We start from the raw sequence: 26897 nt of genomic DNA, 5'->3' as shown, positions 1-26897 counted from the left end.
GACTCGATATCAATGAGACGTCTCGCTAGCTGCCCCCTCCCACTGTTTTACCTGCTGCCCGCCAAACCGCTCGTCCGTTCCGGACCCTTGTTCTCCGTCACGTCGTGGCCGTAGATCCACTCCACGCCGTAGGTGTGTTTGGCGGGATTGATGAATTTCTTGATGGCATAGCCGATATCGCGCTTCCACCGTGACAAGGGGGATTCGAGCTGGTTGATCCTGGCCCTTGCGCGCGAGTTAAGCTGGACCCGGGCAGTGCGCGGGCGGCGTTCGGCTTCGTATTCTTTCAGGGCCAGAGTGACGTTGTCGGGATGGCGCTCCAGCGCAAGTGCCAGCGCATAGCCATCTTCCACTGCCATGCACGCACCCTGGGCAAGATACGGCAACATCGGATGGGCGCTGTCGCCGAGCAGGGTGATCCGCCCCTCGGTCCATTGGGGCAGGGGTTCACGGTCGAACAAAGCCCATTTGTAGAGGCGCTCGGTCTTGGATACCAGCTGATTGATTGCCGGATGCCAGTCCTTGTAAGTTTCCAGGACTTCGCCCTTGTCGCCTTCGATGCGCCATGATTCCTGACGCCAGTCCTGCTCGAAGAATGCAGCCCAGTTGACCATTTCGCCGCCTCGTACGTAGTAGGTGACGATGGTGGAGTGCGGCCCGAACCAGGCCGTCATGTCCTTGCTGACCAGGTCGGGCGGCAAGGACGAAGTCGGTACCAGGCCGCGCCAGCAGACGACTCCCGTGAAGCGGGGCGGTTGGTCGCCGAACAGGCTCTGGCGTATGACCGAGTGGATGCCATCAGCGCCGATCACGACGTCGGTCTCGACCTGGGTGCCATCGGTGAAATCGAGCACAGCCTTGTCGCCAACGTTGCGCACGCCCGTACATTTCGAGCTCAACCTTACCCGCTCGGTCGGTAAAGCCTTCACCAGGACGGCATGCAGGTCGGCCCGGTGGAAGGTGTAGTAGCCGGCATTGAACTGCTGGTGATACACCCCCTTCATCTGCGTGGTCGCGGTGATGCTGCCGGTCTTCCAGTTGCGCACTACATGCGCATCCGGTTCGAATGCTGCGCTCAGGACCTGCTTTTCCAGCCCAAGGGCCATCAACACCTTCATCGCATTTGGTGCCAATTGAACGCCGGCGCCAATCTCGCCTAGCTCATGCGCCTGCTCATATACGGTGACGTCAAATCCCCGTGCAATCAGCGCCAGTGCTGCGGTCAATCCTCCAAGTCCGCCACCGACTACTGCCACCCGTGTTGTTCGTGCCATCAAATTCTCCCGGATAAAATCATGGTGCTATCGCTGCGAGGGTTATCAACGCGGCTGGATGCCGGCATCGCGCAGCAGCTTGCCCCATTTCGGCGTGTCTTTTGCAATCAACTGGGAGAAAGCCTCGGGCGTTGTGCCGATCGGTTCGGCGCCGCTGGAGGTCAGGCGCTCCTTGTAGCCAGGTTCCTTGGCAATCTCGTTGATCTCCGCGGTCAGCCGATCGACGATCGCCCTGGGCGTGCCTGCCGGCGCGACCACGCCGAACCAGATCACGAGATCGTAGCCCGGGACACCGGATTCAGCCATTGTCGCTACCTGCGGCAGGGCGCTGGCCCGGACCGGGCTGGTCACCCCCAGCAGGCGCAGTTTGCCGGCCGCTGCGTGCGGCAGGAATGCACCACCATCAAAGATCATGTCGACCCGGCCCTCCAGCAGGTCGGGCAGTGCGGTCGTCGTTCCCTTGAAAGGCACATGCAGCAGGTCGATCCCGGCAAGATTCTTGAACATCTCGCCAGCCAGATGCAGCGAAGTGCCGTGGCCAAGTGAAGCGAAGCTCATTTTTCCCGGTTGGGACTTGGCCAGCGCCACCAGATCCTTTACCGATTTCACCGGCAGGTTGGGGTTGACCATCAGATACAGCGGCGTATAAAACGCCAGCGAGACCGGGGCGAAATCCTTGACGGGATCATAGGGCAGCGTCTTGAAGGCGCTGGTGTTGATGGCGAGGCTGGAGACGCTGGCCAGCAGCAGCGTGTAGCCGTCCGGTGCCGCCTTGGCGGCGGCCTGTGTGCCAACGATCAGGCTGCCACCTGGCTTGTTGTCCATGATGACCGGTTGCCCAAGACGGTCCGACAGGCGCTGGCCGAGTGCCCGCGCGTAGGTGTCGGCAATGCCGCCCGGCGGGTACGGCACGATGAAGTTGATCGGTTTGTTCGGATATTTCTGGGCGTGCGCGGAAAGGGCGAGCACAGCGAAAACACATCCGACGATGCGCGTGGCAAGGACAGTCAACTTCATGTGCAGTCTCCATTTTTATTTCAGCCTGGGGCTGATTCGAGTTTGATATTTAATTCGCTCTGCAAATAGACTATTCATTTAAATTGGTTTCGGCTACGATACACGAAACAAATCCAAGCGCCAACTAATTGGAGCGTGCCGCTATCCCCATGCCGGCAGCAATTCAAGGTGCATTTTTCCAGGGACGAGAGACTGATGAACGTACGTAGAACGATTTTCCGCAGCTTGCTGGCCGTCGGCGCGATGGCGCTGGCCGCACCGGTGCTTGCCCAGACATTCCCCGACAAGCTGGTCACGATCGTGGTGCCCTTTCCACCCGGTGGTGGCATCGATGTGATGGTGCGCGCGCTGGCAGCCGAGCTGAGCACGCAGTGGGGCAAGCCGGTTGTGATCGAGAACAAGGGTGGCGCCGGCACCCTGATCGGCGCGGACGCGGTGGCCCGCGCAAGACCGGATGGCCTGACTCTGCTTGCCACGATCGACCAGACCGTGGTCTCCAATCGCTTCCTGTACAAGTCGCTTCCCTACGATCCGGAAAAGAGCTTCATTCCCGTGACCCTGATGGCGGAAGCAGATCACCTCCTGCTGGCGCATCCCGGGGTACGTGCGAACAATCTGAAAGAGCTGGTTGCCCTGGCGAAGCGCCAGCCCGGCAGCCTGAACTTCGGCTCGTTCGGTGACGGCAGCCAGCCGGTGCTGGTGTATGGCATGTTGAACAAACGCGAGGGGCTGGATTTCGTGCACGTGCCGTACAAAGGTGTGGCCCCGATGATCGCCGCCACCGTGGCCGGCGAAGTGCAACTGGCCACCGGCAGTCCCGGTGTCGCGGGTGAACTGCTGCGCGGGAACCGGCTGAAGCCGCTGGCAATTGCAGGCCGCCGCCGCGCCGCCCAGTTCCCCGATGTGCCCACCACCGCGGAACAAGGATTCCCGTATCTGCGGGCGTCGATCTGGTACGGGCTGTTTGCGCCGGCCGGTACACCACCCGCCATCATCAACAAGCTCAACGCCGACGTTACTGCAGTCCTGAAAAATCGGGCATTCACCGAAAAACAGGCGACGTCCAGGGGGCTGCAGATGGTGGCCAGCAGCGCGGAGGAATTTGCAGCCAGGATTCGCGATGACGTGGTGTCCACCGAAGAAATGGTGCGGGCGGCAAACATCAAACCACAGTAATCGCAGCGCCCAGATGAACGAACCACGAACAATTATTGAAACCGAAATCCTGATCATTGGCGCCGGCCCCGTCGGGCTGGCGCTGGCAGGCGACCTGGGATGGCGCGGCAGGCAATGCCTGGTCATCGACCAGGGCGATGGCGCGATTTTCCAGCCGAAGATGGACATGGTCGGTATCAGGACCATGGAATTTTGCCGGCGCTGGGGCATCGTCTCCGATGTCGAACAGTCCGCCTACAACCGCGACTACCCGCAGGACAATGTCTACCTCACGTCCCTGAACGGCTATGAACTTGGACGGCAACCCATGCCGTCGATGCGCGACGAAATGCCGCCGCCGGGCAGTCCGCAAAAACGGGAACGCTGCCCGCAGAACATGTTCGATCCGATCTTGCGAAAATTTGCAGAGTCGCAGCCCGGCACACGGATCATGTTCCGGCATGAGTACCAGTCCTTTGAGCAGGATGAGGACGGCGTGACAGCCACAGTGGTCGAGCTCGACAGCGGCCGTACGCTGACCATCCGTGCACGCTATCTGGTTGGCTGCGATGGCGGCAGGAGCCGCGTGCGTGAGCAGCTCGGTATCGAGATGCACGGCAAGGGTTTGCTGACCTATACCACCAACGTGATTTTCCGTTGCCCGGAATTCAACCGGTTGCACGACAAGGCGCCGGGATACCGCTACATGTTCGTCGGGCCCGAGGGCACCTGGGCGACCATCGTCGCCATCAACGGCAGCGACCAATGGCGCATGTCCATCATTGGCAATGCCCAGGACAAGAAGATCTATTCCGATGAAGAGCTGAAGGCCTTTGCCTGCAAGGCGCTGGGCCGCGCATTCGATCCCGAAATCCTGAGCGTATTGCGCTGGCAGCGCGCCGAACTGGTGGCCGAGCGCTATCACGACGGCCGTGTCTTTATCTGCGGCGATGCCTGCCACCTGACTTCCCCAACCGGCGGACTCGGCATGAATACCGGGATCGGCGACGCCGTCGACCTGTCCTGGAAGCTGGCGGCGACGCTGGAGGGCTGGGGCGGGCCGGCCTTGTTCGATGCGTATGACATCGAGCGCATCCCGGTGGCCCGGCGCATCACCCGCTTTTCGACCAGCAACCTGGAGACCATGAAGAAGGTACCCAGCAGCGCCCGCATCGCCGAGGACAGTGAAGAAGGCCGGGAAATCCGCAGGCGGGTGGGCCAGGCGATGTCGGAAGGCCTGAGGCAGGAATGGTTTTCGATGAACATGCACTTGGGTAACCGCTACATCGATTCCCCGATCAATGTCTATGACGAACCAGAGAGCCGGGAACAACTGATTGCCGAGTACGAGGATGCGGTCAACTACTGGCCGACGTCCCGCCCTGGCTGCCGTGCGCCGCATGCATGGCTGAAGGACGGACGGTCGACACTGGACCTGTTCGGGCGCGGTTACGTGCTGCTGGTGCTGGGCGCCGACGGTGACGGTGGAGACGCCAGGCAATTTGCGGAATGCGCCGGCGTGGTCGGCGGGGCCCTTGAAATCATCCCGGTTGACGATGCCGCCGTGTGCGCTGTCTACCAGAAAAAATACGTGCTGGTACGGCCGGACGGACATGTCGCGTGGCGCGGCGACAAGCTGCCTGCCGATCCGGAATCAATGCTGAAAAAAGTCAGCGGAAAATAAAGAGGTTTGTGAATGAAGCTGTTTCGATTCAATGGCGGACGCATCGGCGTCACGATTGGCAACGACTCCTGGGACCTGACCGATGCGCTGGGCATCGACATCCATGCGTGGCCACCGGTACAGATGGTGCAGTTGATCGCGCGGTTTGACGAGCGCATGGCGGGCGTGCTGGAACATCCGGCCACGCGCCGACTGGATATGGCGACGGCCAGGCTGGAGGTGCCGATCGAGTGGCCCAACAAGCTGCTCGCATTCCCGGTCAATTACCTCAAGCATGGGCTGGAAATGAAGTCGGTCAATCGCGCCGACCTCAACGGGTTTTTCATGAAGGCCAATTCTTCATTGTGCGGGCCGAATGATGCAATCGTGCTGCCCGACCTGCCTGATCGTGAAATCCATCATGAATGCGAACTCGGGATCGTGATCGGCAAGGGCGGCAGGAATATCCGCCGCGAAGACGCCTTGTCGCATGTGTTTGGATACGCCTGCCTGATCGACATGGTGGTTCGCGGCAAGGAGGAGAGGGTGATGCGAAAATCCTATGACACCTTCTGCCCCTTCGGACCGTGGATCGTTACCGCCGACGAGGTGCCGGACCCGGCCAAGCTGCAAGCCCGCCTGTGGGTCAACGACGAGTTGCGGCAGGATGCCAATACGCGCGATCTGATCGTCGACATACCGAGCATGATCGAGCTGTCATCGAGCGTGGCGACGCTCTACCCGGGCGACATCATTGCCACCGGCACGCCGGAAGGCGTCGGTCCGGTCAAGCGCGGCGACCGCGTTCGGATCGCCATCGAACATGTCGGCGAAATGACCCTGCAAGTGCGCTGATGCCTGCCGCAGATCGGCCATGCTGCTCTGCCAATGCTGCGCTCCACGCGCAAAGGAACGTCTGATGAACATGCCTGTCACACCTGCTTTTCCTGAGGCTGCCGCCGTTGACTTTGACGCTGCGACCGACCTCGACACCTTGTATGGCCTGCTCGACCAGGTGCAGATGAAAAACGGCTGGGCCAAGCCGACGCCGTCCATCTACCCCGAGCCAAAGCAGCCATTCGTTCCTGCGCACTGGCGTTATGCCGATGCCCATGCAGCGCTGCATGTGGCTGGCGGATTGGTCGCCACCGAGTGGGCCGAGCGGCGCAACCTGATCATGGCAAACCCGATTCCGGGCAATGACTACGCCACCGTGCGCACGCTGGTCGGTGCCTACCAGATGGTGAAAGGCGGCGAGACCGCCCGCAGCCATCGGCATACGCCCAATGCCATGCGGGTGGTGCTGGATGCGGCGCCGCGCACCTTCACCATCGTCGACGGGAAAAAGATTCCGATGTTGCCTGGCGATGTATTGCTGACGCCGAACTGGGGATACCACGGTCATGCCAACGAAAGCAGCGAGGATGCCTACTGGATCGATGTCCTCGACGCGCCGCTGGTGCAGCACTTGGGCCCGATGTTCTTCAATGTGCATCCGGATGGCATCGAGAAAACCGATATCGTCGACCAGCAATCGCCAATGCGTTTCGCGCATGCCGAATACAAGCCCCGGTTATTGGCCTCGCCCGAGGTGGCGCCTGGCGTAAGGAGCCTGGTTCTTGGCCCGGCCCAGCTGACGACTTTCGACCGCGTCGTGATTCATCTGGCGGGCAGTGCCGCCTGGACCTGTCGCCGCAACACCGCCAACCTGATCTTCAATGTGATCGAGGGCAGTGGTGTGTCGACCATCGGGGACCGCACATTTCATTGGCAGCGAGGCGACATGTTTGCGGTGCCATCGTGGATTGACCATAGCCACGTGGCCAGTGAAGATGCGCTGCTCCTGCGCGTATCCGATGAGCCGTTGATGCGAATGCTTGGCTGGTTCCGCAGCGCCTGAATACAGGGCGATAGCAAGACGCATGCAGCGCCGGCAGCATGCTCAGACGGCGCGCAGTGCGGGCGCCAGTTTTGCTGCCAGCTGCTTCAGCTCGCGGCCGATCTCCGCCAGTTTCGCATCGTCGAACAGCTGGCTGATGCCGCCCGAACTGAGGGACAGCAAGGTGGCCCCGTCGAGGGACAGTATGGGCACGGCGACTGCATTGATCTGTTCGTGCAGCGAGCCCTTGTTCACGATGTACCCGTTGTGCTTGTAGCCCTCGAGCGCATGCCGGATCTTTGGCAACAGTTCCGGCCAGTTTTGTTCTTCGGCATCCTGCAATTCCCGGAACAGTTCTTCTCTCTTTCGTTCGCTCAGCCCGGCCACATAAGCCCATCCTGTCACCGAACTGGAGAGCGGGACGCTCGAGCCGACCGTCAGGTCGCGCAAGACAATCGACGAGCCCTGGCAACGCTGAAGATAAACCATTCTGGCGCCGTCCCGCATGCCGAGCGATACCGCTCCCTGGTAGCGGTCGGCGATCGCCTGCATGTCGGCGCGTGCGAGTTCGGCAACGGGGGTGCCGGCAATGGCGGCATACCCCAGGCTCAGCACCGGGATGCCCGGACTGAGCTTGTCGCTCCTGTCAGAAGACACCAGGTAGCCATCCACCATCAGGGTATGGCACAAGCGCCACACGGTAGGCTGCGGAATGCCGGTCAGGCGGGCAATTTCAGCGGTACCCAGGGCGGGCGTAGCGCGTGTAAAACAGCGCAATATTTGCAGCCCGCGCCCGAGCGCGGTGACATATTGCCGGTCTTTGTCCTTGAGCGATTTTTCGGTCACGTCGAGTGGGGGTAGGTAGTGGATATTCGCAGTGCGAATTATACGGACAATAGCGCAGGGAAGGACAAGCATATGCCGTATCCTGACATGCAAAATACCCGCAAAAGATATGATCCGGGGATCCCGGAATCCCGTGATCCCGGCTGGATTCAGATTCAAACCTTTGTGAGGGCCGGTGTGCGCTATCAGGGAAAAATAACGAGTTGGAAAGACGACCAGGGCTTTGGCTTCATCACCCGGAACGACGGTGGAAAGCCGGCTTTCGTTCACATCAGCGCTTTTTCGAACCGTAAGCGCAGGCCGGTGGGAAGCGAGCTCGTCACCTACGAACTCAAGACCGATCCCAAAGGCAGGGAGCAAGCGCACAGCGTGGCATTCGTCGGCGAGCGTTCGGCTGCTGCCAGTGCCTCCGGGCACAGCAATATCGCAGTCATCTTGAGCGCGGTGTTCCTTTCCTTGCTGGCAGGAGCCACATTGGCAGGCAAATTGCCGCTGGTCGTGCCCGGTCTATATGTCCTTGCCAGTGCAGTCGCATTTGTTGCCTACGCCATCGACAAATCAGCCGCAAGGGACGGTCGATGGCGGATCCAGGAAAGCACCTTGCACCTGTTCGCGTTGGCCGGTGGCTGGCCTGGCGCTGCGGTAGCGCAGAGGCTGCTTCGCCACAAGTCCAGCAAGCCATCCTTTCAGGCTGCTTTCGTGGCGACTGCCATTCTCAATTGCGGCGCACTGGCCTGGCTACTCTCATCCCATGGCGCAAGGCTGCTTCGCATTCTTCCAGCTGCGATATGAAATATCCAGGCATGGGTCCAGACTGACCCGCCTTGATGGGGATCAAGACCCGCGCTCCGGTTTTCCGGAAACACTACACGGATTGTTTTCGCTGATTGGATGGTTACCAACCGACCGAGGGAATCCTGATGAAGAAACGCCCCCTTCCACTGTCGAAAGTGTATGCCTTGCTCGAGCCTGGCCCGGTGCTCCTGCTGAGCACTGCGCACAAGGGCCGGGCCAACGTCATGACCTTGTCGTGGCAGACCATGATGGAATTCGAGCCGCCGCTGGTCGGCTGTGTGGTCAGCAATCGCGATTTCAGTTTTCGCGCGCTCAAGCTCACGCGGCAGTGCGTGCTCAACATTCCGACCGCGGACCTGGCTGCGCAGGTGGTCGGCTGTGGCAATACTTCCGGCGAAACGGTGGACAAGTTCGCGCGCTTCGGCCTGACGCCGGTGCCGGCGTCACTGGTCGATGCGCCGCTGGTGGACGAGTGCTATGCCAATCTGGAATGCCGCGTGGTCGACACGCGCCTGGTGAATCGCTACGGCTTCTTCGTGCTTGAAGTGGTGGCGGCGTGGGTGGATCCCGCATGCAAGGAACCGGCAACCCTGCATCACCGGGGCCGTGGCGTGTTCGCCATTGCCGAGAGGACGATCAAGTTGCCGTCGAAGATGAAGTGAAGGCAGCGGCGCTCAATCCTTGCAGAAGGCTCGCATCGCGGCCTGGGTGAACAGCAGCTTGATGTTTTCGTCCTGATTCATCTGCGCGAGCGATTCGGTGGTTGCCTCCACCAGCGCCTTGGCCGAGGGTGACAAGGTACGTCCCTTTTTCTTGACGATATACAGCCGCCGCCGCAATGTGGGGTGTGACAGCGGCTTGAAGCACAGGCCGTCCGACATCAATGGCCGGGCTGCCAGCGCCGGCAATGCGGCGAAGCCGAAGCCCTGTGCCAGCATGGGCTGAAGGGACGGCATTGAACTGACTTCGTAAGCCGGATTCTTGCAACCGGACGGGATCTTTGGATTCATGTCGATCAGCGCGCGAATCCCGTTCGACCTGTGCAGCCCTATCATCGTGTGCGGGTCAAGACCGCTCCACCGCAAGGTGGCCGGTGCCAGGTTCAGCGCGTGCTGCGGGGAATGGACCGCGCCGTAAATATCGGTGAGCAGCAGCGCGGAATCCAGCGTCGGCACGTTCTGGAACAGCGTGGTGACGCCAAAGTCAGCCTCGCCCGACAAGAGCATGCGAACCACGCCCTGGGTGGTTTCCTCTGACAGGCGAACGTTGATTCCCGGGTAGGCGGCGGCGGTTCGCGACACGGCGGGCGCCATCACATAGTTGATGAATGAGGACGCGGCTGCAATCACGACCGAGCCGCGCTGCCGATTGGCAGTCATGCGCAGTTCGTCCAGCGACTCTTGCAGGTCGCGCAGCAGTCGCTCCGCAACCGGCAGGAAGGACATGCCCTGTTCGGTCAGTGCGACCGAGCGCGTCGAACGGTCCAGCAGGCGAATCCCCAGTTCTGCCTCGAGAATCTTGACCGAAGAGGTAAGCGTCGATTGGGTGACGTGCAGCCGCTCCGAGGCGCGCGTGAAGCTTTGCTCCCTGGCCACCGATGCAAACGCACGCAGCTGTTTCAGCGTGATGTTCATCTATCGCTTCATTGAATTAATTGATTGAAATTATCTGTTAGAGTTTTTTTTGCCCCTCACATAGACTTGTATCCAATCTCTTCATTTCTAGCAAGGAAGTCTTGATGAACAGCCCTGATCGATTGGCCGAAACCGCCGTGCCACAGCGTATTGATGGACCCTCCGCATGGTATGGCCCTGAATTGATGAAGCAAACCGACTGGATCCATGTGCTGGACCAGGGTGACCTCGAGGAGATCGATCGGGCGATCAAGGAATTCAAGGCGGCCGGCAGGGCATTCGGCGACATCAGCCCCGAAACCTTCAGCCTGCCTCGACTGGCAGCAAAGCTGAGCGGCGTGCTCGGCGAGATACTTGGTGGACGCGGATTCGCGGTGATCCGCGGGTTCCCGGTCGAGCGCTACAGCATTGAAGAGGCGGCGATTGCCTACCTTGGCGTCGGCTCGCACCTGGGCAGCTTCCGTTCGCAGAACGCAAAGGGTCACCTGCTCGGGCATGTGCGCGACCTGGGACTGGACATCACCAAACCCAAGACCCGCTACTACCAGACCAACAGGGAGCTGGAATACCACACCGATTCCTGCGACATCGTGGGGCTGATCTGCCTGAAGACCTCGCGCTCGGGCGGCGAAAGCCGTCTCGTCAGTTCGGTCACCCTGTACAACGAAATGATGCGGCGTCGGCCCGACCTGGCGGCCGAGCTGTTCCATGCCTTCCCGACCGATCGCCGCGGTGAGGTGCCGGAGGGCATGAAGCCTTGGTTCGAGGTGCCGGTTTTCAGCTGGCATGCGGGCTTCATGACGACCATTTACAGCGGTCAGTACATTCGCAGCGCGCAAGAGAACTTCCCTGAAGCCCGGCGGCTGACCGAGCGTGAAGTCGAAGCGCTGGCATATTTCGATGCGCTCACCAATGACACCGACCTGAACCTGCAGGTGGAATTCCGGCCCGGCGACATGCAGTTCCTGCATAACCACCAGATCCTGCATTCGCGCACTGATTTCGAGGACTGGCCGGAGGTGGAACGCAAACGTCATCTGCTGCGTCTCTGGCTGGCGCCAAAGCAAGGCCGCCCGCTGCCCGACGCGTTCGCCGCACGCTACGGTTCGCTTGAAGCGGGCAATCGCGGGGGCATCATAGTGAAAAATACCAAACTTACTTTTTCGCTTGACCCTGTGTAAGATCGAATCTCTTATAAAAATTAAAACGAGACACCAATGAATCGACGTAAATTCCTGGCCGCGGCGTCATCGCTCGGCCTGGCCGGCTTGCCCGGCATTTCCCTGGCCAACGACTGGCCGACCAAGCCGGTACGCATGATCAGCGGGTTCCCGCCCGGGGGGATTGTTGACATCATCGCGCGAATAATCGGCGACAAGCTTTCCCAGAGCCTGGGTCAGCCCTTCGTGGTCGAGAGCAAGCCGGGCGCAAGCGGCAATATCGCAACCGCCTATGTCGCCAAGCTGCGCGGCGATCCCTACACCCTGATGCTTGGCAGCAGTGGTCCACTGGCCATCAATGGCTCGCTGTACAAGAACCTCGGGTTCGATCCGCTCGCCGATTTCGTGCCGATCTGCCTGCTTGCCGCCACGCCGCTGGTACTGGTCGTGTCGGCACAATCGGAAATCAAGTCGGTGCCGGAGTTGCTGAAAAAGCTGGCAACCGCGAAGACCCCGCCGTTCTACGGTTCGGCCAGCCCCGGCTCGCCACAACACCTGGCGGCCGAATTACTCAAGCAACGAACTGGCGTCAATGCAACTCATGTCGGCTACAAGGGCGGCGCGCCAGCCCTGATGGCGGTACTGGGCGGTGAAGTCTTGTTTGCCTTTGAAAACCTGGCACTGGTCGATGCGCACATCAAGTCGGGCCGACTGGTGGCACTGGCTGTTTCCAGCGCCCAGCGTACGCCGCCACTTCCCAACGTGCCCACCATGATCGAAAGCGGTGTTCCCGACTTCGATGCACGAGGCTGGTATGGTTTGATTGGCCCCAAAGACCTGCCCGAGGCAGTCGTCAGGCGGCTCAGCAGGGAAACGATGAAGGCTGCCCGGTTGCCGGATGTACGCGCGAGAATCGCCGCATTCGGTTCCAACGATGTGACCAACACGCCCGACGAGTTTCGGCAGTTCATCATCGCCGAGCAGCGCAAGTGGCGCGAGGTCATTACGGCGGGCAAGATCACGATCGACGCCTAGAAGACGCAGGGGCAGGCTCGACCGATTGCGTGCTGGTCTATCCGGTGGCGCGTCTTGTATCGAGCCTGATGTATTGAGCCTGCCCTATCGAGCCTGGCCCTGGATCGTGTAGTGCAGATCGCAGCAGATCGCGGCCAGCGACGGTGCCGCCGCTCGCCATCCGCAGGATGGCCGTTAGTGAGATTTCGCATGCGCAATGACTGATGTGGTCGGGTTTGCCCTTTCAATTTGCAGATCTTTCTGCAAGCATCAGGCCAGGTACGTTTCGTAGAGTCGGCGCAATCATGTTTTTCCGTCTGGCCGCCAATGCTGTCCTGCTGGTCCATCTGGCATTCATCCTGTTCGCCCTCCTGGGTGGCGCATTCGCAGTCCGATGGCGCTGGCTCCCCGTCCTGCATGTTCCAGTTGCCGCATGGGGATTCTTCGTTGAGCTCACAGGGCGGATCTGCCCGCTTACCTACGTCGAGAACGACCTGCTCATCAGGGCGGGGCTGTCGGGCTACAGGGAAAGTTTCATCGAGCACTATCTGCTGGCAACCATCTATCCTGTTGGCCTGACCGAAGCGACCCAGTTCGCGCTCGCGGGTGTGGTGGTGGTCCTCAATGTGGCAATTTATGCCTGGATTTTCTTCCGCCGGCGTGTGCCGTCTGCGAGAGATTCCTGATCATTGCGTCGCGTAGCTTGATTCATTTCGAGCGCGGGCGACAGTCAATCCGCCATAGCTCACCCACCTGGCTTGCGCCAAATTCGACCGGCAGGAACTGCTCGATCAGCCACATGGTTGTGCGGGCATGGGAAGACAGCGTGCGCGCGGTGAAACGGGATGGTCCGCTTTCAGCGTTCGCATCGCTTGCCAGTGCTGCATAGACCAGCATCTGATCCGCGGCATGCACATCGAGTGTCGCGCCGGATTCGATTTCGGCGCGCAGGGCCTGGCCGGCTTCTTCGCCCAGGCGCTCCGCCGGCACGCCGCGCTGGGCGGTTGCGGCTGCACCCAGCACACCAGTCGCACAACGCGCCCACAATACGATCGCACCGCCTTGCCCGACAGCTTGCGGCCATGCAAGCAATTGCTGCTCGATGTGCGGCACTGGAACCGGCGGCAACACCTGCTGCGCTGATTGCGCCATGCGGGCTGCGACATGCGCCGGCAAATTGGAAGTGTGAACGATGCCGCCCACCTCGCTCAGGCTGCCGCGTTTCTGCTGCACCAGTGGCCGCAGGCCAGGCCCGGGCTCGACTTCGACCACGACCTCGCCGCCCCCGCGGGGAAAGTATCCGCGCCGCAGTACCTGCAGCGACACCCGGGCGCCCATGGATTCCAGTAGCGGCAGGAACACGTATCGAAAATAATCCAGCGGCGGCGAGGCGCGTATGTCGGTTCCGCCCGTTATCGTCATCACAAGACGCTCTGCGCACATCAGCGCCACCGGTAGCGCTGCCTGCAACACCAGCGTGACAGTGCCTGCTGTGCCAACGTCGAACTGGAATTCGCCGCCGCGCAGGCCTTGGGGATACATGACAATTTCCTGCGATTTGACATGCAGGCCTTCCGCCTCGGCGTTGCACAAGGCAGCGACCGCCTTGACTGCAGCCAGGTGCTGCGCTGCCAGCCCCGGATTGGAGCGCCGGGCGCGCACGTTGCGCACACGCAAGGGCTGCCCGGTGATTGCCGCCAGCGCCACCGCCGTGCGCAATAATTGACCGCCGCCTTCGCCGTGGGAACCGTCGATGTCGATCATTTGCAATTCTCGATCCGAAAACAGTTTGCCGGTAAAAATCACTCTTCACATGAGCGCTTTACATGAGCCTGCGCAACATCTTCAATGGTCTGGTGTTCTTCGATTGACAAGTGGACTCCGAAAAGTGTCCATAGTTGTCCACGGGCGGCAGGAGCGCACCGTGGGCGGGTGCAAAAACATGACACCATGCTCCATGGCCCTACCGATTGATTTCTCCGCCCGCGCCCAATGACGCCGATCCAGGATTTGTTTCACCGCATCCAGTGGGATCAGGAATTCGGCAAAGCCGAGTTCGTGATTGGCTACCTTGACCGGGTCGGACGCCGGATCGTGCGCGTGCCGTTCCGGCGGGTGCATCTAACGCGTGGCGCGCACTTCTCGTTTGATGTGATGGAGGACGACGGCTCGCTCCACATGGTGCCCTTCCATCGGGTGCGGGAAGTGTGGCGCGGCGGCGAGTTGATCTGGCAGCGCCAGGTGGATTGCGGGAACAGGTAGAGGCGTGACATTGGCAGCCGTCCATGGCAAGGGCAGATCATTGCCCACGTCCGGATTCCTGGCGTGCGGCGGGCCAAGGCCACCACGGGGACAGCTCAGCGCCGGTAAAGCTGCTCGATATCAGCCGCAAAATGCGCCGCCAGGTTATTCCGCTTGAGCTTCAGCGTCGGTGTCATCAGCGTGTTCTCGCTGGTCCACGGCTCCAGCGTCAGTGCGACAGCCCGCGGCTGCGCATAGTGCGGGAAGCTGCGGGTGAGTTCGCGGATGCGCTGCAAGACCGCCTTGCATGCGCTGGGCGCCAGCAGGCTGTCCGGTGCCTCCGGCGCCAGGTTCAGTCCGGCGGCCAGGCGCTCCCATCCCGAGCGGCTCAGCACCACGATGCAGGCGATGAATGGACGGTTGTCGCCAAATGCATAAGCCTGCTCGAACAGCGGGTCGCTGGTAATGGCGAGCTCCAGGTCGGCCGGCGCAATCTTTTCGCCGGTCGATGTGACGATGATTTCCTTCAGGCGGCCGAGGATGCGGATGCGACCATTCACTATGGAAGCCTGGTCGCCGGTGCGCAGCCAGCCATCGATGAACGCTGCCGCGGTGTCGGCTTCGCGCTTCCAGTAGCCGCGCATCACGCTGCGGCTGCGTACTTGCAGTTCCTGATTGTCGCCGATGCGCACCTCCACGCCGGCCAGCGGCCTGCCAATGGTGACCGGGTCGTTGTCGTCGAGGGCATTGGCAGCCACCACGGGCGAGGTTTCCGTCATGCCGTAGCCCTGCAGGATGGGCAGTCCCAGGCCGATGAAGCAATGCGCGATCGGCGTCGACAAGGCCGCGCCGCCGCTGACGGCCACCCGCAAGCGGCCACCGAACCGTGCCCGCAGGGGCGTGGCCACCAGCTTGTCCAGCAGCGGCCATGCCAGCTCATCCAGTGCGGCCGGCACATTGCCTTCAACCGGCAAGCCTTGCAGCCGGCAGAAGCGGCGCCAGCCCACCGCCTGTGTCCATTGGAACAGGCGCGATTTCAGCGCCGACGCCGCCAGCATGCCCTTGAGCACGCTGTACACCCGTTCGTAAATGCGCGGCACCGAGATCAGGATGGTGGGCCTCACCGTCAGCATGTCTTCCGACAGCAGCGCGACCGAGCGCGCATGTGCCACGCAACTGCCGGAGGCGATGGGCAGGTAGTAGCCTCCGGTGCGCTCGAATGTATGGGACAGCGGCAGGAAGGACAGGAACACGTCCTCGGGGAAGGGCGTCACGCGCTGGTACGTGGCCTTCACGTTTTCCAGCACGTTGTCGTGGGTCAGCATGACGCCTTTTGGTTTGCCGGTGGTGCCGGATGTGTAGACCAGTGCGGCCAGCTCATCGGGTTCGGGTGGGCGGCGTGTGGCAGGTGCGCTGCCGGCAGCCGCTGTCGCTGCCAGCAAGTCGCCGAGCGGGATTGGCGAGACAGGCGAGATAGGCAAGACGGGCGACCCCTCGCCCGCAGCAGGCGGGGTGTGCGGGATTGGCTCAACGATGATCACGTGCTGCAGGGACGGCAGTGCCACGCCGGTGCCGGCAATTGCCTGCCACTGCGCCATGGATTGCGCCACCAGTATCGAGGTCTCGCTGTCGTCCAGGATGTAGGCGATGCTGGCCGGATTGTCGAGCGCATGCAGTGGCACCGGCACGCAAGCCAGCGCAAGTGCTGCCTGGTCGACGCATACCGCATCCAGCCCATTGGGCAGCAGGATGGCAATGCGGGCGCCGCGCTGCAGTTGCAGGCTCTCCAGCGCAAGCGCCATGCGTTCCACGCGCTCGCCCATGGCCTGCCATGAAACAGGGGTCCAGCTGCCGGCCGCTTCATCGTACTGCAGGTAGGCATCGCCCTGCGGGGTCTGTGCCACACGCCACGAAAACAGTTCAGAAAGGGTGCGTACTTCGTCCAGGGTGCGAGGACGGTGCTGTTCGATCAGATTGGTCATGAGTTGCCCGGGTTTCATTCTTGCAGACGGCATTATCCCACCGCATCAAGGCGAGCCGCATTACCCGGTTTGAGGGGGCCACGGCAGGAGATGGAAATCTATCCGGCGGGGGTGCGAATCGGCGGCAGGCTGTTGGCGATCAAGGCCAGCGTGGCCGTCAGCAGCGCCATCACGGTGCAGAAGATCACGACGGCGGTGGTCAGCCCCAGGTGATCTGACAACCAGCCGACGCCGAGGATAGGCGCAATGGCGCCCACGTAGGCCACGATCAGGTAGGAGGACAGCAGGCCGGCGCGAGTGCCTGGCGTGGCCACCTTGCCCACGAGCGACATACCGGTCAGGTTTGCCAGCCCGTGGCCGAAGGCGGTGACCAGCACGCTGAGCATGAACAGGAATGTCGATCCGCTATAGGTGGTCAGGAGCAACAGCAGATTGCACAGTGCCAAAGCGCCCAGTCCGGCGATCGCGGTGGTCCTGGTGGACGTTCGCCGGGCCAGCAACTGGAAAGCGGAAGACAGGAACAGGATCATCGCGATCGATATGCCGCTCACTGCCGGGCCGTGCCACGGCAACATGTCCTGCATGAAGCTGGGGGCCAGCGAAGCATACAGGCTGAACATGCCAAAGGCGCTGAACGTGCCCATGCAAGCGATCCAGAAATGGCGTCGCAATGCCGATGGTGGCAAGGTGATGCTTGGCAGCCATTGCGCCAGTGACGAGCCCTTGGCCGGCGCCGATGGCGGCCTCGGGGGCTGGTGCTGGACGGGAATGCGGAACAGCCCCCAGGTGGCAAGCAGTCCCAGCAGCAAGGAGGGCACATAGGCGCTGACCAGGGGGGCCGGCGCCCATTGCGCCACCAGTCCGCCAATCAGGGGGCCCAGCCCGAATCCAAGCGTCATGCCAAATGTGGTGACGACCGCCGTGCGTTTCGCGTCCCCGCTATCGTTCAGGTAGTTCAAGCCGATGGAGGCCGAGGTGGTGATCATGCCCGAGGCCAGCCCGATGACCAGACGGCTGGCCACGAATGCGGCAGGATTCCAGGCCAGCATGGAAAGCAGGACGCCCAGCGTCATCAGCGTCGAGCCTGCACCCAGTATGGGCAGGAACCCGAAGCGGTTGGTCAGCCGTCCCAGGAACAGCAGGCTGCCCATCACGCCGAACATGTAGGCCGAGAAAATGCCGGTGATGTCGCTCGACTTGAGGTGCCACAGTTCCTGGTAAAAGGGATAGAGCGGGCTGGCCAGGGCGGTGCCCATTACCCCGACGCACATGGCGAAACAAACCCGCCAGAAGGGCGACAATCGGGCTGGCATTGCTCCTGGCCTCACGCTTACCGGTGGTACTCGCCAGCGCGCTCGGGCTGATAGGTGACTTCCTCGATGCGCACGCGCAAGGCGCCGCCGCCTGGCTTGGGCCACTCCATTTCGTCGCCTTGGGAAAGACCCAGCAGTGCGCTGCCAACGGGAGCCAGGATTGAAATCGTGCTGCCATCTGCCTTCTGGTCCTTGGGATAGACCAGCGTCAGCACGAACTCGTCGGTGGCGGTCTTGAACCTGACCGTGGAATTCATGGTCACGACCGTGGCCGGAATATCCTTCGGATCCACCACATCTGCGCGAGCCAACTCGGACTCCAGTTCGTCCTTGCCGGGAAACGCATTGTGCGGAAGCGAGTCCAGCAGGTTCTCCAGCCGTTCCGCGTCGAGCGACGAAATTACGATGTTGGGCTTGGCGATCATTGTTGCTCTCCAAATTCTGTGTTGATGCATATAAGTGATGGAGTATACGTTCGCCCGGGGTTCGGCGTACACAGCCTACAGGAAGAGCAATTCCGCTGGCAGGCGGAACTCCTAAACCGGCCGCATCCCCCTGATCCTTCCGCCCAGCACCACGCACGCCAGGGCCAGTACGGTCAGCATGACCCCGCCCCACTGCCACGGGGTGACAACTTCGTCCAGGAACAGGATGCCGCAGGTCAGCCCGACTACCGGCACGCCCAGGCTGAACGGTGCGATCCGGTTGGTGCCGTAGCGCTTGATCAGGCTGGTCCACATGCCATACCCCACGATGTTCGCTGCCCAGCCCAGGTAAGCGGGTGCCAGCCAGGCCTGCCATGGTGCTGCGATCCAGGTCCAACGGGTGGCGGGCGGGTCCAGCAGCAGGCTCAGCGCCACGAAGGGCAGCACCGAAACCGCGCTCGACCAGATCAGGAAGGCGAAGGTATTGTATTTGGGTGCCGATCGCTGCGCCAGGCGCACCACGACGTTCGATGCCGCCCACATCGAGGCACCGGTCAGGCACAAGGCAAGACCGATGGCGGTACTGGCGCCGGCGACTCCCGCTACCGGCATGATGTAGTTCATGCCGAAACAGGTAAGGCCCAGCGCAGCCAGCACCATGCCGATGATCAGCGGTCTGCCGGGTTTTTCGGCCAGGATCAGGTAACTGAACAGCGCGGTGAAGAACATCTGGGTCGGCATCAGCACCGAGGCCAGCGCCGCAGTCATGCCGACTTTCAGTGACACGAACAGCAGGCCGAACTGGCCGAATCCCTGGAACAGGCCGTACAGCACGACCCATTTCCAGTGCAGCTTTGGCGGCCGGACGATCAGGATCAGCGGAAACATCGCGAACAGGAAGCGCCATGCCCCAAGCTGCATGGGCGTGAAACTCAGCAGGCCGAATTTCGTGACGACAAAGTTGCTGCCCCAGATGAGAACAATGGTGGCGGCGGCGATCAAATCACGGCCGCTCAGGGACTTTTCTTGCATGGGAAATTGAATGTGCGCGAAGTGGCGGCGGCGGTGGAAATTGCAGTCAGTGTAACGGCATGGCAAGGACCACGCCTGCAGCTGCGGCATGAGCAGCAAATCCACAGGCGTTGCGGGTCGTCGGTGCGACCCCTATGTTGCCTTCGTATTAATGCTGGTGTCCTCGCCCGGAACATTGTGTTGTCCGCTGACCCCGCTTCGGCCAGTTTGAAGGGCTAATCCCTCCAGATGGAATTGACGATTGCCATTTGGAAACATTAGCATGGTGCCGGTTACCATCGACTGGATTCGTCATGCCGATACGCCGCAATTGTTTCATCGCCCTGATACTCTGGGCCGTATGTGTTCCGTCTTTCGCGCAATACAACAGTGCCGATCGGATGCGGCAGCAGCAGCGCGATCAGCAAGCGGAAAGGGAACGTGAACGCGAGCGCGAACGTCAGGCAGAGCGGGAGCGCGAGCGCAGCGCCGAGAGGGAGCGCCAGGCAGACCGCGACCGTCAGGCCGCAAAAGAGCGCCAAGCCGAAAAAGAACGCCAGGCAGAGAGGGAGCGGCAATCGGACAGGGAGCGTCAGGCCCGTGAACGCCAGCAACAGCAACAAGCCACCCAGCAGCAACAACAACAGCAGCAGCGACAACAGCAGCAACAACAGCAGCAACAAGCCACCCAGCAGCAACAACAACAGCAGCAGCGACAACAGCAGCAGCAACAGCAGCAACAGCAGCAACAGCAGCAACAGCAGCAACAGCAGCAGCGACAACAGCAACAACAGCAACAGCAACAACAAGCCATCCAGCAGCAGGCCCGCGAACGTTCGCTGCACGCACCGCAGCCATCGCGGCCGCCGGAGAATTCCCGGAGTTCGCAAGGTCCCCAGAATCCCTCGCAAATGCCGCAGTCACGGGAACAGGCCATGCCACAGGGCGTGTCGCCCCAACAGTCGCCTGCGGCCAACCGTCCTTCAACGGGAAGCGTCCTCGGCAATGCGCGGGATGGAAGCGGCACGCCAACGCAGTCATCATCAAACCTGCAGACCCAGCCTGCCGCGAGCAGCCAGCGCACCGGCCTTCCAGCAGGTGTAAACGGGACCATAGCTGACCAGAACCGTACGCGCCTGCAGCCGAGCGGCGGCATCGGCGCACAACCGCTGTACACGCCGCCATCGGCTCCGGCGCGTGCGCAGGGCGGATACGGTGATAACGCTTACCGTCCTGCAGGTTCGCCACCCCGCGAATCCAGCCAGGCAAACTTGCCCAGCCAGACCAGTCCCGGGACCATAGCCGACCGCAACCGCACGCGACTGCAACCGAACGGCAGTATCGGCGGGCAGCCCTTGTACACGCCGCCATCGAGCGCCTCGCGTCCCCAGGTCGGGTACGGCGACAACCGCTATCGGCCTGCCGGAACGCCGCCGCGCGAAACGGATGCAAGCAATTCGTCCATGTCAGCCAGGCCAGCTCCCAATAACTATCGGGTCCTGTCCATGACGCAATCGAACACGCAGTCGAACACGCAGTCGAACACGCCGGCGGCATCATCCTCGAAGCCGGGCAGCGCTTCCGGCTTGAGCCCGAGCAGCACCGCCAATGGCGGAGCAGCAGGGGTTGCCGGAACTGCCGCAGCCACGGGCGCTGCAGCCGCTGCCGGAACTGCCGCAGCATCCGCGCCGGGATCCGACAAGAAGCCGGCTGCGCGGCCCGAGTTCAGGTCGGTCGCAAATGCGCCACCTCCCGCCTCCGTGAGCGAGAGCCTGACCAAGGCCAATGGTGAATACAACTGCGCACCGGTGAATGCCTATGCCCGCCAGTATGAAAAAACCGCTGCCAAGCGCGCCTCGGAGGTATTTTCGGCGCCGTATCGCAGCGAGCAACGTTGCGAGGCGCGCTGCGATGCGCTGGCATGGCGCGAAGAGATCCTGACCCGGTACAAGTACCAGGGTTCGTGGGCATGCTCCGTCCCCGCGGTCGGCATATGGAATTCGGTGGCTGTTCACTATAGCGGCTACAACGATGGCAAGAACACGGATAGCTGCACCTGCATAGCGCAGAACGGCGCGCAGCTTTCCTTTACCCCACCGACGAAGTGATGATGAAGAAAACGACTACCTTATTGTTCGCAGCCCTCGCGTTCACGACGCTGCCGGCGCCAGCCCAGGTAAGCGGCACGGTGGAAGGCGAGCGCGAATATCCGCTTTCCCACAAGGGCCAGTTGACGGGAACGAAAGCGCGCTACAAAGGGGAGCTGTTGAACGGAAAGCGGCATGGGCGCGGCACGATGATGTTCGACCATCCCGACGGCGGGCAGGAACTCTATGTGGGGGAATGGCGCGACGACCAGAAGCATGGCCAGGCCGTGCTTCAGGTGCGCGACTACACCTACTCCGGGCAGTTTGAAAACGGCGTAAGGCAAGGCAAGGGAGCGGAAACATTCGCTGACGGCACGACGTTCGAGGGCGAGTTCGTGAACGGCAAGCGGCATGGATTCGGGATGATGCGATATGCGAATGGCGTCGTGCATGAAGGCAACTGGGCCGAAGGCCAATTTCATGGATTCGGCCTGCGTGCCTACGCCAATGGCACTGTCCATGCGGAGTATTACCTGACGGGCGTGAAGGCCTTGAGCTCCTTCGACATCAGCAAGATCGCGCAACGTCCGCTCGGTTGCAACGGCCAATTCCAGGACTGGGTAGTCTACAGCGGCGTCTGTACCAAACAGGGCCTGAAGATGGGTAAGAACGGCCCGTCTGCGGCGTTGATGCATCCCGAGACCTTCGACTGGCATACCATCGTCGGCACACAGGGTTGGTTCACCATGTTCCAGCAGGGCGTGGTGATAGAAGGCAGCTTGCGGGCGCCGTTCGACTTCACCACCGCCAAGGTCATGCGTCCGGTGCTGCGCGCGGATGGCAAGTCGGTCGACATGCAAGCGCAGTACATCGGACCGATGCGCGGCCTGCTGATGCACGGGCGCGGCAAGTGCGCCAAGCCCGGCGGCGGGATGGAGAACTGCACGATGAAGGATGGCGAGCGGGTGGATGACTGACCCAGTAGTGGAAAACGTCGAACAACTGCAGCGCCTGGTCACCCTCAAGATGCCCTATGGGAAGTACAAGGGACGGGTGCTTGCCGACTTGCCCGGTCATTACCTTGGCTGGTTTGCCCGCGAAGGCTTTCCGCGCGGGGAACTGGGCAGCCTGCTGGCGCTGATGTACGAACTCGACCACAACGACCTCCGGCATCTGCTCCAGCCATTGCGCAAGCCGTAATTACGAGTCGTGGTGGCCCTTTTGCTCATGAGCCGGCATTCGTCCTTCATAATTGCGGGTTCAGGACATGGATCCGGATTTGAAGGAAAAAAATGAAGTTTGCCGATCTCGCTGACGAGGAAGACGACGAGCACACCCTCGCCGAACGGGCGCGCGCCGCAAGGCGCAGCACCTGGGTCAGCGTCGGCGTCAATATCGTGCTGTGCACCCTCCAGATCGTGGTGGGCATCTTTTCAAAGTCGCAGGGCCTGATCGCAGATGGCATCCACTCCTTGTCCGACCTGCTGGGTGACGCGGTCGTGCTGGTTGCCGGTCATCACAGCAAGAAGGATGCGGACGAGGATCATCCCTACGGCCATCACCGATTTGAAACCGCGGCATCGCTGGTGCTGGGGGTGTTGTTGCTGTCAGTCGGCATCGGCATGTTGTGGTCGGCCTTCGTCAAGCTTGAAGATCCGGGGACGGTGCAAAGCGTGCATATCTCGGCACTGTGGGTCGCCGGCATTGCCCTGGTCGCCAAGGAGCTGCTGTTTCGCTACATGCTGGCGGCGGCCAAGCGGGTCAAGTCCGGCATGCTGGTGGCTAACGCCTGGCATGCCAGGTCGGATGCGGCTTCGTCGCTGGTGGTTGGCGTCGGCATCATCGGCAACCTCGCCGGTTATCCGATCCTGGATCCGATTGCGGCGCTGATCGTCGGTTTCATGGTGGCGAAGATGGGATGGGAATTCGGATGGGATGCGCTGCACGACCTGATGGATCGCGCGGTGGACCAGGAAGAAGTGGAGGCAATCCATCGCACGCTGGTCGAAACGCCCGGCGTGAAAAATGTTCACGACGTGCGCACCCGCAAGATGGGCGACATGATCGTGGTCGATGCACACATCGAAGTCGACGCAGCCATCAGCGTCGAGGCGGGCCACGACATCGCCGTCGCCGCCCGGCAGCGCGTGATGCAACGTCACCGCGTGCTGAACCTGATGACGCATGTGGACCCCTGGCGGCGTCCGGACCTGGATCACGCCAGGTCGGACGTGTGACCACGGTCTCCAACCACTGGAGCTGCTGTCCGGGGACAGCAGCTCCAGTTCACGCAGCTTACTTCGCGTAGCTTACTTCGCGCATGTGCGCATGAATGCACGCCGCTCGGCGCCGCGCAGGTTCTTTTCGTCCGCCTCTTTCTTGCATGCCACGGTTTCCTGGCGGGTCACGGCCGGGCCTCCATTGGTCTTGCCATCCGGATCAGGTCCCTTGGCGGTCGGCTGGGGAGGTCCGCTTGGTGCCGAAGCCGCAGGTTTCTCGGTCTTGGTGCAGGTCCGCATGAACTTGCGCCGCTCGGCGCCTTGCAACTTCTTCTCTTTCGCTTCCGCTTTGCATGCGGCTGTCACTTCGCGGGTCGGGCCGCTGGGTCCAACCGGCCTGCCTTCGGCATCAACAGCCTTGGGCGCCTGCGCGGAGACGCCAAATGCGAACGAGGCGAGCATCAATGCCATTACGGTTTTTTTCATGTCTTTCTCCATTCAATTATTTACTGCGCTGGTGAGGCCGTTTGGCTTGGTTCAGTCCGGCTCCGTACGGAACCAGGGGACCGGGAGAGGAACTTTTCTCGTCCACTGACAGTATCTGGACGGGGCGCGGACGAAGTGATTTTTATCAAAGATGCATGGTTGCAGGCTTGCTGCCGGAAATCTGTTTCCTGCGCGGATCGCGTGCGCGGAAATGCGGAATCCGGCTGGCGGTGTGCTTCGGACTTCCGGATCTTTCGATATCGGCCAAGTCTCTGCTTATTCGATATTAAAGTCCATTTAAAAAACTGATATACATTATCTACTTCATCCAATTGCTCTGGTGAAAATACGGATTATATAGAGCAGACTTGGTGATAAAGGCATGTTGCAAAGCCCGGCATCGATGTGTATAGTCTACTTAAGCAAGTAAATACTTCGAGGAGAAGAGCATGGAAATGAAGGACAGCATACGGCTGGAAGCCTCCCGCGAGGCAGTGTGGACGGCGCTCAACGACCCGGTGGTACTGAAAAGTTGCATACCGGGTTGCGAGGCGCTGGACAAGGTATCGGATACCGAATTTACCGCCCTCGTGGTTGCCAAGGTCGGGCCTATCCGGGCGAAGTTCTCGGGCAAGGTAACGCTGGCCGACATCGTGCCGATGAGCAGCTATCGTTTGAGCGGGGAAGGGCAGGGCGGCGTGGCAGGCTTTGCCAAGAGCGACATCACTGTCGAGCTGTCATCGGACGGGCCAGCTGTCACGGTGCTCAGCTATACGGTCGCGGCCAACATCGGCGGCAAGATCGCACAGCTCGGCAGTCGCCTGATCGACTCCACCGCCCGCAAGATGGCAGACCAGTTCTTCGCCAGCTTCAACCAGATCGTCAGTCCCGCAAACGAAGCGGGGAGCGACTCAGTTATACTCGCCGGGCAGGATGCCGGGGCCGATGTTGCGGCGGCGGGCGACAATGAGCAGGGCTTGGGCAAGCGCCTGGCCAAGCTGTTCGGTCGAACACCGGCGCCGGCCCCGGCTGAGTAAAATCCTGCGCGGCAAGCTTCCCGGGTTCGCCGCAATTGCACCCGCTTGCAGCGGATCTGCAGGCATTCGTTTCTACATTCCAAATCAGAAAAAATGAACAATCCTGTTTTCTCCATGCCTCAACTCCGTGATCCGTCCCTGTTTCGTCAACAGTGCTTCATCAATGGGCAATGGATCGATGCCGACAATGGCAAAACCATCGCGGTAAACAATCCTGCCAGCGGAGCCCAGATCGGCCAGGTGCCGAAGATGGGCGGTGCCGAGACGCGCCGGGCGATCGATGCGGCTGCGGGTGCGCTGCGCGCATGGGGCGCGAAAACCGCCAAGGAGCGGTCCGCCATCCTGCGCAAGTGGTTTGAATTGCTGATGCAGAACCAGGAGGACCTGGCCGTCATCATGACCCTGGAGCAGGGCAAGCCGCTGGCAGAGAGCCGTGGCGAGATCGCCTATGCCGCCTCCTTCATCGAATGGTTTGCCGAGGAAGGCAAGCGCATCTATGGCGATACCATCCCCTCGCCAACGACGGACCGGCGGCTGGTGGTCATCAAGCAGCCGGTCGGTGTGTGCGCTGCCATCACGCCGTGGAACTTCCCGGCCGCGATGATCACGCGCAAGGCCGCTCCGGCGCTTGCAGCCGGATGCACGATGGTCATCAAGCCTGCCAGCCAGACGCCATATTCGGCGCTGGCCCTGTGCGTACTGGCCGAGCGCGCCGGCGTTCCGGCCGGGGTGCTGTCCTGCGTGACTGGCTCGGCCGCCGAAATCGGTGGTGAGCTGACCTCCAGCCCGACCGTGCGCAAGCTCACCTTCACCGGCTCGACCGAGGTCGGCAAGCTGCTGATGGCGCAATGCGCGGCGACCGTGAAGAAGACTTCGATGGAACTTGGCGGCAATGCGCCCTTCATCGTGTTTGACGACGCCGACCTGGACGCCGCCGTGAAGGGCGCGCTGATTGCCAAGTACCGCAATGCCGGCCAGACCTGTGTCTGCGCCAACCGGATCCTGGTGCAGGACAGCGTCTATGACGATTTCGCGCAGCGCTTCGCCAAAGCAGTGGCCGCGCTCAAGGTCGGCGACGGCATGGCGGAAGGAACCGTCATCGGACCGCTGATCGACGACGCCGCGGTACGCAAGGCGGAAGAACATGTGGCCGATGCCAAGGCCAAGGGCGCGGTCGCGCTGGTTGGCGGCGAGCGCCAGGCCAATGGCGGCAATTTCTACCCGCCGACGGTGCTGGCCAACGCTACCCGCGACATGGCGATCTTCAGTGAAGAGACCTTCAGCCCGGTGGCGCCGTTGTTCCGGTTTTCGACCGAGGCGGAAGCGATCGAGATGGCAAACGACACCCGCTTCGGCCTGGCCTCGTATTTCTATGGCCGTGACATCGGACGCGTATGGCGGGTTGCCGAGGCGCTCGAGTTCGGCATGGTGGGCATCAACGAAGGCCTGATTTCGAACGAGGTCGCACCATTCGGCGGCGTCAAGGAGAGCGGCACCGGCCGTGAAGGCTCCAAGTACGGGATCGAGGACTATCTCGAAATGAAGTACATGTGCATGGGCGGCATCTAGTCGAATCCAGGCGCATCAGTCTCGTAAAGCAAAAAGGGCAGTGGAAATTCCACTGCCCTTTTTTCATTTGCCGCTGTTTTTCTGCTTTTG

The 26897-nt window shown here is 61.5% G+C and carries 27 protein-coding genes; 16 read left to right on the top strand and 11 right to left on the bottom strand.

Annotation, left to right across the window (positions count from 1 at the left end):
* Positions 1 to 47: 47 nt before the first annotated feature.
* On the bottom strand, positions 48 to 1274 hold the full coding sequence (locus tag FVE66_RS15405) for an FAD-dependent monooxygenase (RefSeq protein ID WP_151448335.1): 1227 nt from the start codon (positions 1272 to 1274) through the stop codon (positions 48 to 50).
* A 45-nt stretch (positions 1275 to 1319) separates the two neighbouring features.
* Positions 1320 to 2291, bottom strand: coding sequence for a Bug family tripartite tricarboxylate transporter substrate binding protein (locus tag FVE66_RS15400; protein ID WP_151448334.1), 972 nt, complete (start codon positions 2289 to 2291; stop codon positions 1320 to 1322).
* 195 nt (positions 2292 to 2486) lie between these two features.
* On the opposite strand from FVE66_RS15400, the gene FVE66_RS15395 reads away from it, so the two are divergent.
* The 4 genes from FVE66_RS15395 to FVE66_RS15380 all read left to right on the top strand — a co-directional run bounded on the left by FVE66_RS15395 (position 2487) and on the right by FVE66_RS15380 (position 7009).
* Positions 2487 to 3467: a Bug family tripartite tricarboxylate transporter substrate binding protein gene (locus tag FVE66_RS15395; protein ID WP_151448333.1), complete on the top strand. Its 981-nt coding sequence runs from the start codon at positions 2487 to 2489 to the stop codon at positions 3465 to 3467.
* Between the two features lie 13 nt (positions 3468 to 3480).
* Positions 3481 to 5130: an FAD-dependent oxidoreductase gene (locus tag FVE66_RS15390; protein ID WP_151448332.1), complete on the top strand. Its 1650-nt coding sequence runs from the start codon at positions 3481 to 3483 to the stop codon at positions 5128 to 5130.
* 12 nt (positions 5131 to 5142) lie between these two features.
* Positions 5143 to 5964, top strand: a complete 822-nt coding sequence (locus FVE66_RS15385; protein ID WP_151448331.1) for a fumarylacetoacetate hydrolase family protein — start codon at positions 5143 to 5145, stop codon at positions 5962 to 5964.
* A gap of 64 nt (positions 5965 to 6028) precedes the next feature.
* Positions 6029 to 7009: a cupin domain-containing protein gene (locus FVE66_RS15380; RefSeq protein WP_161993301.1), complete on the top strand. Its 981-nt coding sequence runs from the start codon at positions 6029 to 6031 to the stop codon at positions 7007 to 7009.
* Positions 7010 to 7051: 42 nt separating this feature from the next.
* Here the strand turns inward: FVE66_RS15380 and FVE66_RS15375 are convergent, their stop codons facing one another.
* Complete coding sequence (locus FVE66_RS15375; protein WP_161993300.1) at positions 7052 to 7834, bottom strand: IclR family transcriptional regulator; 783 nt, start codon at positions 7832 to 7834, stop codon at positions 7052 to 7054.
* Positions 7835 to 7906: 72 nt separating this feature from the next.
* Here FVE66_RS15375 and FVE66_RS15370 point away from each other — a divergent pair, with 72 nt between their 5' ends.
* Both FVE66_RS15370 and FVE66_RS15365 read left to right on the top strand, forming a co-directional pair.
* The gene (locus FVE66_RS15370) at positions 7907 to 8626 is read left to right on the top strand and encodes a DUF1294 domain-containing protein (protein WP_241673242.1); all 720 of its coding nucleotides are present in this window, start codon (positions 7907 to 7909) and stop codon (positions 8624 to 8626) included.
* A 128-nt stretch (positions 8627 to 8754) separates the two neighbouring features.
* Complete coding sequence (locus FVE66_RS15365) at positions 8755 to 9291, top strand: flavin reductase family protein (protein ID WP_151448328.1); 537 nt, start codon at positions 8755 to 8757, stop codon at positions 9289 to 9291.
* A gap of 12 nt (positions 9292 to 9303) precedes the next feature.
* Here FVE66_RS15365 and FVE66_RS15360 read toward each other — a convergent pair whose 3' ends face one another.
* Positions 9304 to 10263, bottom strand: a complete 960-nt coding sequence (locus tag FVE66_RS15360; protein WP_151448327.1) for a LysR family transcriptional regulator — start codon at positions 10261 to 10263, stop codon at positions 9304 to 9306.
* Between the two features lie 104 nt (positions 10264 to 10367).
* Between FVE66_RS15360 and FVE66_RS15355 the strand changes: the two genes are divergently transcribed.
* The 3 genes from FVE66_RS15355 (at position 10368) to FVE66_RS15345 (ending at position 13123) form a co-directional block, all read left to right on the top strand.
* On the top strand, positions 10368 to 11444 hold the full coding sequence (locus FVE66_RS15355) for a TauD/TfdA family dioxygenase (RefSeq protein ID WP_151448326.1): 1077 nt from the start codon (positions 10368 to 10370) through the stop codon (positions 11442 to 11444).
* Between the two features lie 36 nt (positions 11445 to 11480).
* Positions 11481 to 12458, top strand: coding sequence for a Bug family tripartite tricarboxylate transporter substrate binding protein (locus FVE66_RS15350; RefSeq protein ID WP_151448325.1), 978 nt, complete (start codon positions 11481 to 11483; stop codon positions 12456 to 12458).
* 284 nt (positions 12459 to 12742) lie between these two features.
* The gene (locus FVE66_RS15345; RefSeq protein ID WP_151448324.1) at positions 12743 to 13123 is read left to right on the top strand and encodes a DUF2784 domain-containing protein; all 381 of its coding nucleotides are present in this window, start codon (positions 12743 to 12745) and stop codon (positions 13121 to 13123) included.
* A gap of 22 nt (positions 13124 to 13145) precedes the next feature.
* Here the strand turns inward: FVE66_RS15345 and rtcA are convergent, their stop codons facing one another.
* Positions 13146 to 14201, bottom strand: a complete 1056-nt coding sequence (gene rtcA / locus FVE66_RS15340) for an RNA 3'-terminal phosphate cyclase (RefSeq protein ID WP_151448323.1) — start codon at positions 14199 to 14201, stop codon at positions 13146 to 13148.
* 228 nt (positions 14202 to 14429) lie between these two features.
* Between rtcA and FVE66_RS15335 the strand changes: the two genes are divergently transcribed.
* A complete protein-coding gene (locus FVE66_RS15335) occupies positions 14430 to 14699 on the top strand; it encodes a DUF504 domain-containing protein (RefSeq protein WP_151448322.1) in 270 nt (89 codons plus the stop codon).
* Between the two features lie 95 nt (positions 14700 to 14794).
* Here FVE66_RS15335 and FVE66_RS15330 read toward each other — a convergent pair whose 3' ends face one another.
* From FVE66_RS15330 to FVE66_RS20295, 5 genes are all read right to left on the bottom strand, one after another.
* The gene (locus FVE66_RS15330; protein WP_151448321.1) at positions 14795 to 16660 is read right to left on the bottom strand and encodes an AMP-dependent synthetase/ligase; all 1866 of its coding nucleotides are present in this window, start codon (positions 16658 to 16660) and stop codon (positions 14795 to 14797) included.
* 98 nt (positions 16661 to 16758) lie between these two features.
* The gene (locus tag FVE66_RS15325; RefSeq protein ID WP_241673241.1) at positions 16759 to 17973 is read right to left on the bottom strand and encodes an MFS transporter; all 1215 of its coding nucleotides are present in this window, start codon (positions 17971 to 17973) and stop codon (positions 16759 to 16761) included.
* Between the two features lie 17 nt (positions 17974 to 17990).
* The gene (gene rnk / locus FVE66_RS15320) at positions 17991 to 18398 is read right to left on the bottom strand and encodes a nucleoside diphosphate kinase regulator (protein WP_206668775.1); all 408 of its coding nucleotides are present in this window, start codon (positions 18396 to 18398) and stop codon (positions 17991 to 17993) included.
* 111 nt (positions 18399 to 18509) lie between these two features.
* Positions 18510 to 19430 (bottom strand): EamA family transporter, encoded by a 921-nt coding sequence (locus tag FVE66_RS15315; RefSeq protein WP_151448320.1) that lies wholly within the window; start codon positions 19428 to 19430, stop codon positions 18510 to 18512.
* A gap of 272 nt (positions 19431 to 19702) precedes the next feature.
* Positions 19703 to 20254 carry a hypothetical protein gene (locus FVE66_RS20295; protein WP_151448319.1) on the bottom strand — a complete coding sequence of 184 codons (552 nt, stop codon included), beginning with the start codon at positions 20252 to 20254 and terminating at the stop codon, positions 19703 to 19705.
* A gap of 90 nt (positions 20255 to 20344) precedes the next feature.
* On the opposite strand from FVE66_RS20295, the gene FVE66_RS20210 reads away from it, so the two are divergent.
* From FVE66_RS20210 to FVE66_RS15285, 4 genes are all read left to right on the top strand, one after another.
* Entirely contained in the window at positions 20345 to 21517 is a 1173-nt protein-coding gene (locus FVE66_RS20210) for a hypothetical protein (RefSeq protein ID WP_161993299.1), read from the top strand.
* Between the two features lie 23 nt (positions 21518 to 21540).
* Positions 21541 to 22473 (top strand): MORN repeat-containing protein, encoded by a 933-nt coding sequence (locus FVE66_RS15295; protein WP_206668774.1) that lies wholly within the window; start codon positions 21541 to 21543, stop codon positions 22471 to 22473.
* Positions 22466 to 22696 carry a DUF3820 family protein gene (locus FVE66_RS15290; protein ID WP_151448315.1) on the top strand — a complete coding sequence of 77 codons (231 nt, stop codon included), beginning with the start codon at positions 22466 to 22468 and terminating at the stop codon, positions 22694 to 22696. The genes FVE66_RS15295 and FVE66_RS15290 overlap by 8 nt, the downstream gene beginning before the upstream one ends.
* A gap of 92 nt (positions 22697 to 22788) precedes the next feature.
* A complete protein-coding gene (locus FVE66_RS15285) occupies positions 22789 to 23733 on the top strand; it encodes a cation diffusion facilitator family transporter (RefSeq protein ID WP_151448314.1) in 945 nt (314 codons plus the stop codon).
* Between the two features lie 72 nt (positions 23734 to 23805).
* Here FVE66_RS15285 and FVE66_RS15280 read toward each other — a convergent pair whose 3' ends face one another.
* A complete protein-coding gene (locus FVE66_RS15280; protein WP_161993297.1) occupies positions 23806 to 24201 on the bottom strand; it encodes a PsiF family protein in 396 nt (131 codons plus the stop codon).
* Positions 24202 to 24650: 449 nt separating this feature from the next.
* Here FVE66_RS15280 and FVE66_RS15275 point away from each other — a divergent pair, with 449 nt between their 5' ends.
* Both FVE66_RS15275 and gabD read left to right on the top strand, forming a co-directional pair.
* A complete protein-coding gene (locus FVE66_RS15275; protein WP_151448312.1) occupies positions 24651 to 25238 on the top strand; it encodes an SRPBCC family protein in 588 nt (195 codons plus the stop codon).
* Positions 25239 to 25352: 114 nt separating this feature from the next.
* Positions 25353 to 26807, top strand: coding sequence for an NADP-dependent succinate-semialdehyde dehydrogenase (gene gabD, locus FVE66_RS15270; RefSeq protein WP_206668778.1), 1455 nt, complete (start codon positions 25353 to 25355; stop codon positions 26805 to 26807).
* Positions 26808 to 26897: the final 90 nt, after the last annotated feature.

The sequence above is a fragment of the Lacisediminimonas profundi genome (assembly GCF_008831265.1).
Taxonomy (GTDB): Bacteria; Pseudomonadota; Gammaproteobacteria; order Burkholderiales; family Burkholderiaceae_D; genus Lacisediminimonas; species Lacisediminimonas profundi.
The sequence above is the reverse complement of the archived record's forward strand: the minus strand, read 5'-3'. Positions and strand labels throughout refer to the sequence as shown.

What these genes read in the sequence shown, in the direction of transcription:
- FVE66_RS15370 (WP_241673242.1), top strand. Translation starts at nt 7,907, where the DNA reads ATGCCGTATCCTGACATGCAAAATACCCGCAAAAGATATGATCCGGGG.
- FVE66_RS15290 (WP_151448315.1), top strand. Translation starts at nt 22,466, where the DNA reads ATGACTGACCCAGTAGTGGAAAACGTCGAACAACTGCAGCGCCTGGTC.
- FVE66_RS15325 (WP_241673241.1), bottom strand. Translation starts at nt 17,973, where the DNA reads ATGCCAGCCCGATTGTCGCCCTTCTGGCGGGTTTGTTTCGCCATGTGC.
- rnk (WP_206668775.1), bottom strand. Translation starts at nt 18,398, where the DNA reads ATGATCGCCAAGCCCAACATCGTAATTTCGTCGCTCGACGCGGAACGG.
- FVE66_RS15400 (WP_151448334.1), bottom strand. Translation starts at nt 2,291, where the DNA reads ATGAAGTTGACTGTCCTTGCCACGCGCATCGTCGGATGTGTTTTCGCT.
- FVE66_RS15390 (WP_151448332.1), top strand. Translation starts at nt 3,481, where the DNA reads ATGAACGAACCACGAACAATTATTGAAACCGAAATCCTGATCATTGGC.
- FVE66_RS15395 (WP_151448333.1), top strand. Translation starts at nt 2,487, where the DNA reads ATGAACGTACGTAGAACGATTTTCCGCAGCTTGCTGGCCGTCGGCGCG.
- FVE66_RS15280 (WP_161993297.1), bottom strand. Translation starts at nt 24,201, where the DNA reads ATGAAAAAAACCGTAATGGCATTGATGCTCGCCTCGTTCGCATTTGGC.
- rtcA (WP_151448323.1), bottom strand. Translation starts at nt 14,201, where the DNA reads ATGATCGACATCGACGGTTCCCACGGCGAAGGCGGCGGTCAATTATTG.
- FVE66_RS15360 (WP_151448327.1), bottom strand. Translation starts at nt 10,263, where the DNA reads ATGAACATCACGCTGAAACAGCTGCGTGCGTTTGCATCGGTGGCCAGG.
- FVE66_RS15285 (WP_151448314.1), top strand. Translation starts at nt 22,789, where the DNA reads ATGAAGTTTGCCGATCTCGCTGACGAGGAAGACGACGAGCACACCCTC.
- FVE66_RS15335 (WP_151448322.1), top strand. Translation starts at nt 14,430, where the DNA reads ATGACGCCGATCCAGGATTTGTTTCACCGCATCCAGTGGGATCAGGAA.
- gabD (WP_206668778.1), top strand. Translation starts at nt 25,353, where the DNA reads ATGCCTCAACTCCGTGATCCGTCCCTGTTTCGTCAACAGTGCTTCATC.
- FVE66_RS15365 (WP_151448328.1), top strand. Translation starts at nt 8,755, where the DNA reads ATGAAGAAACGCCCCCTTCCACTGTCGAAAGTGTATGCCTTGCTCGAG.
- FVE66_RS15350 (WP_151448325.1), top strand. Translation starts at nt 11,481, where the DNA reads ATGAATCGACGTAAATTCCTGGCCGCGGCGTCATCGCTCGGCCTGGCC.
- FVE66_RS20210 (WP_161993299.1), top strand. Translation starts at nt 20,345, where the DNA reads ATGCCACAGGGCGTGTCGCCCCAACAGTCGCCTGCGGCCAACCGTCCT.
- FVE66_RS15385 (WP_151448331.1), top strand. Translation starts at nt 5,143, where the DNA reads ATGAAGCTGTTTCGATTCAATGGCGGACGCATCGGCGTCACGATTGGC.
- FVE66_RS15275 (WP_151448312.1), top strand. Translation starts at nt 24,651, where the DNA reads ATGGAAATGAAGGACAGCATACGGCTGGAAGCCTCCCGCGAGGCAGTG.
- FVE66_RS15405 (WP_151448335.1), bottom strand. Translation starts at nt 1,274, where the DNA reads ATGGCACGAACAACACGGGTGGCAGTAGTCGGTGGCGGACTTGGAGGA.
- FVE66_RS15345 (WP_151448324.1), top strand. Translation starts at nt 12,743, where the DNA reads ATGTTTTTCCGTCTGGCCGCCAATGCTGTCCTGCTGGTCCATCTGGCA.
- FVE66_RS15355 (WP_151448326.1), top strand. Translation starts at nt 10,368, where the DNA reads ATGAACAGCCCTGATCGATTGGCCGAAACCGCCGTGCCACAGCGTATT.
- FVE66_RS15330 (WP_151448321.1), bottom strand. Translation starts at nt 16,660, where the DNA reads ATGACCAATCTGATCGAACAGCACCGTCCTCGCACCCTGGACGAAGTA.
- FVE66_RS15380 (WP_161993301.1), top strand. Translation starts at nt 6,029, where the DNA reads ATGAACATGCCTGTCACACCTGCTTTTCCTGAGGCTGCCGCCGTTGAC.
- FVE66_RS15315 (WP_151448320.1), bottom strand. Translation starts at nt 19,430, where the DNA reads ATGCAAGAAAAGTCCCTGAGCGGCCGTGATTTGATCGCCGCCGCCACC.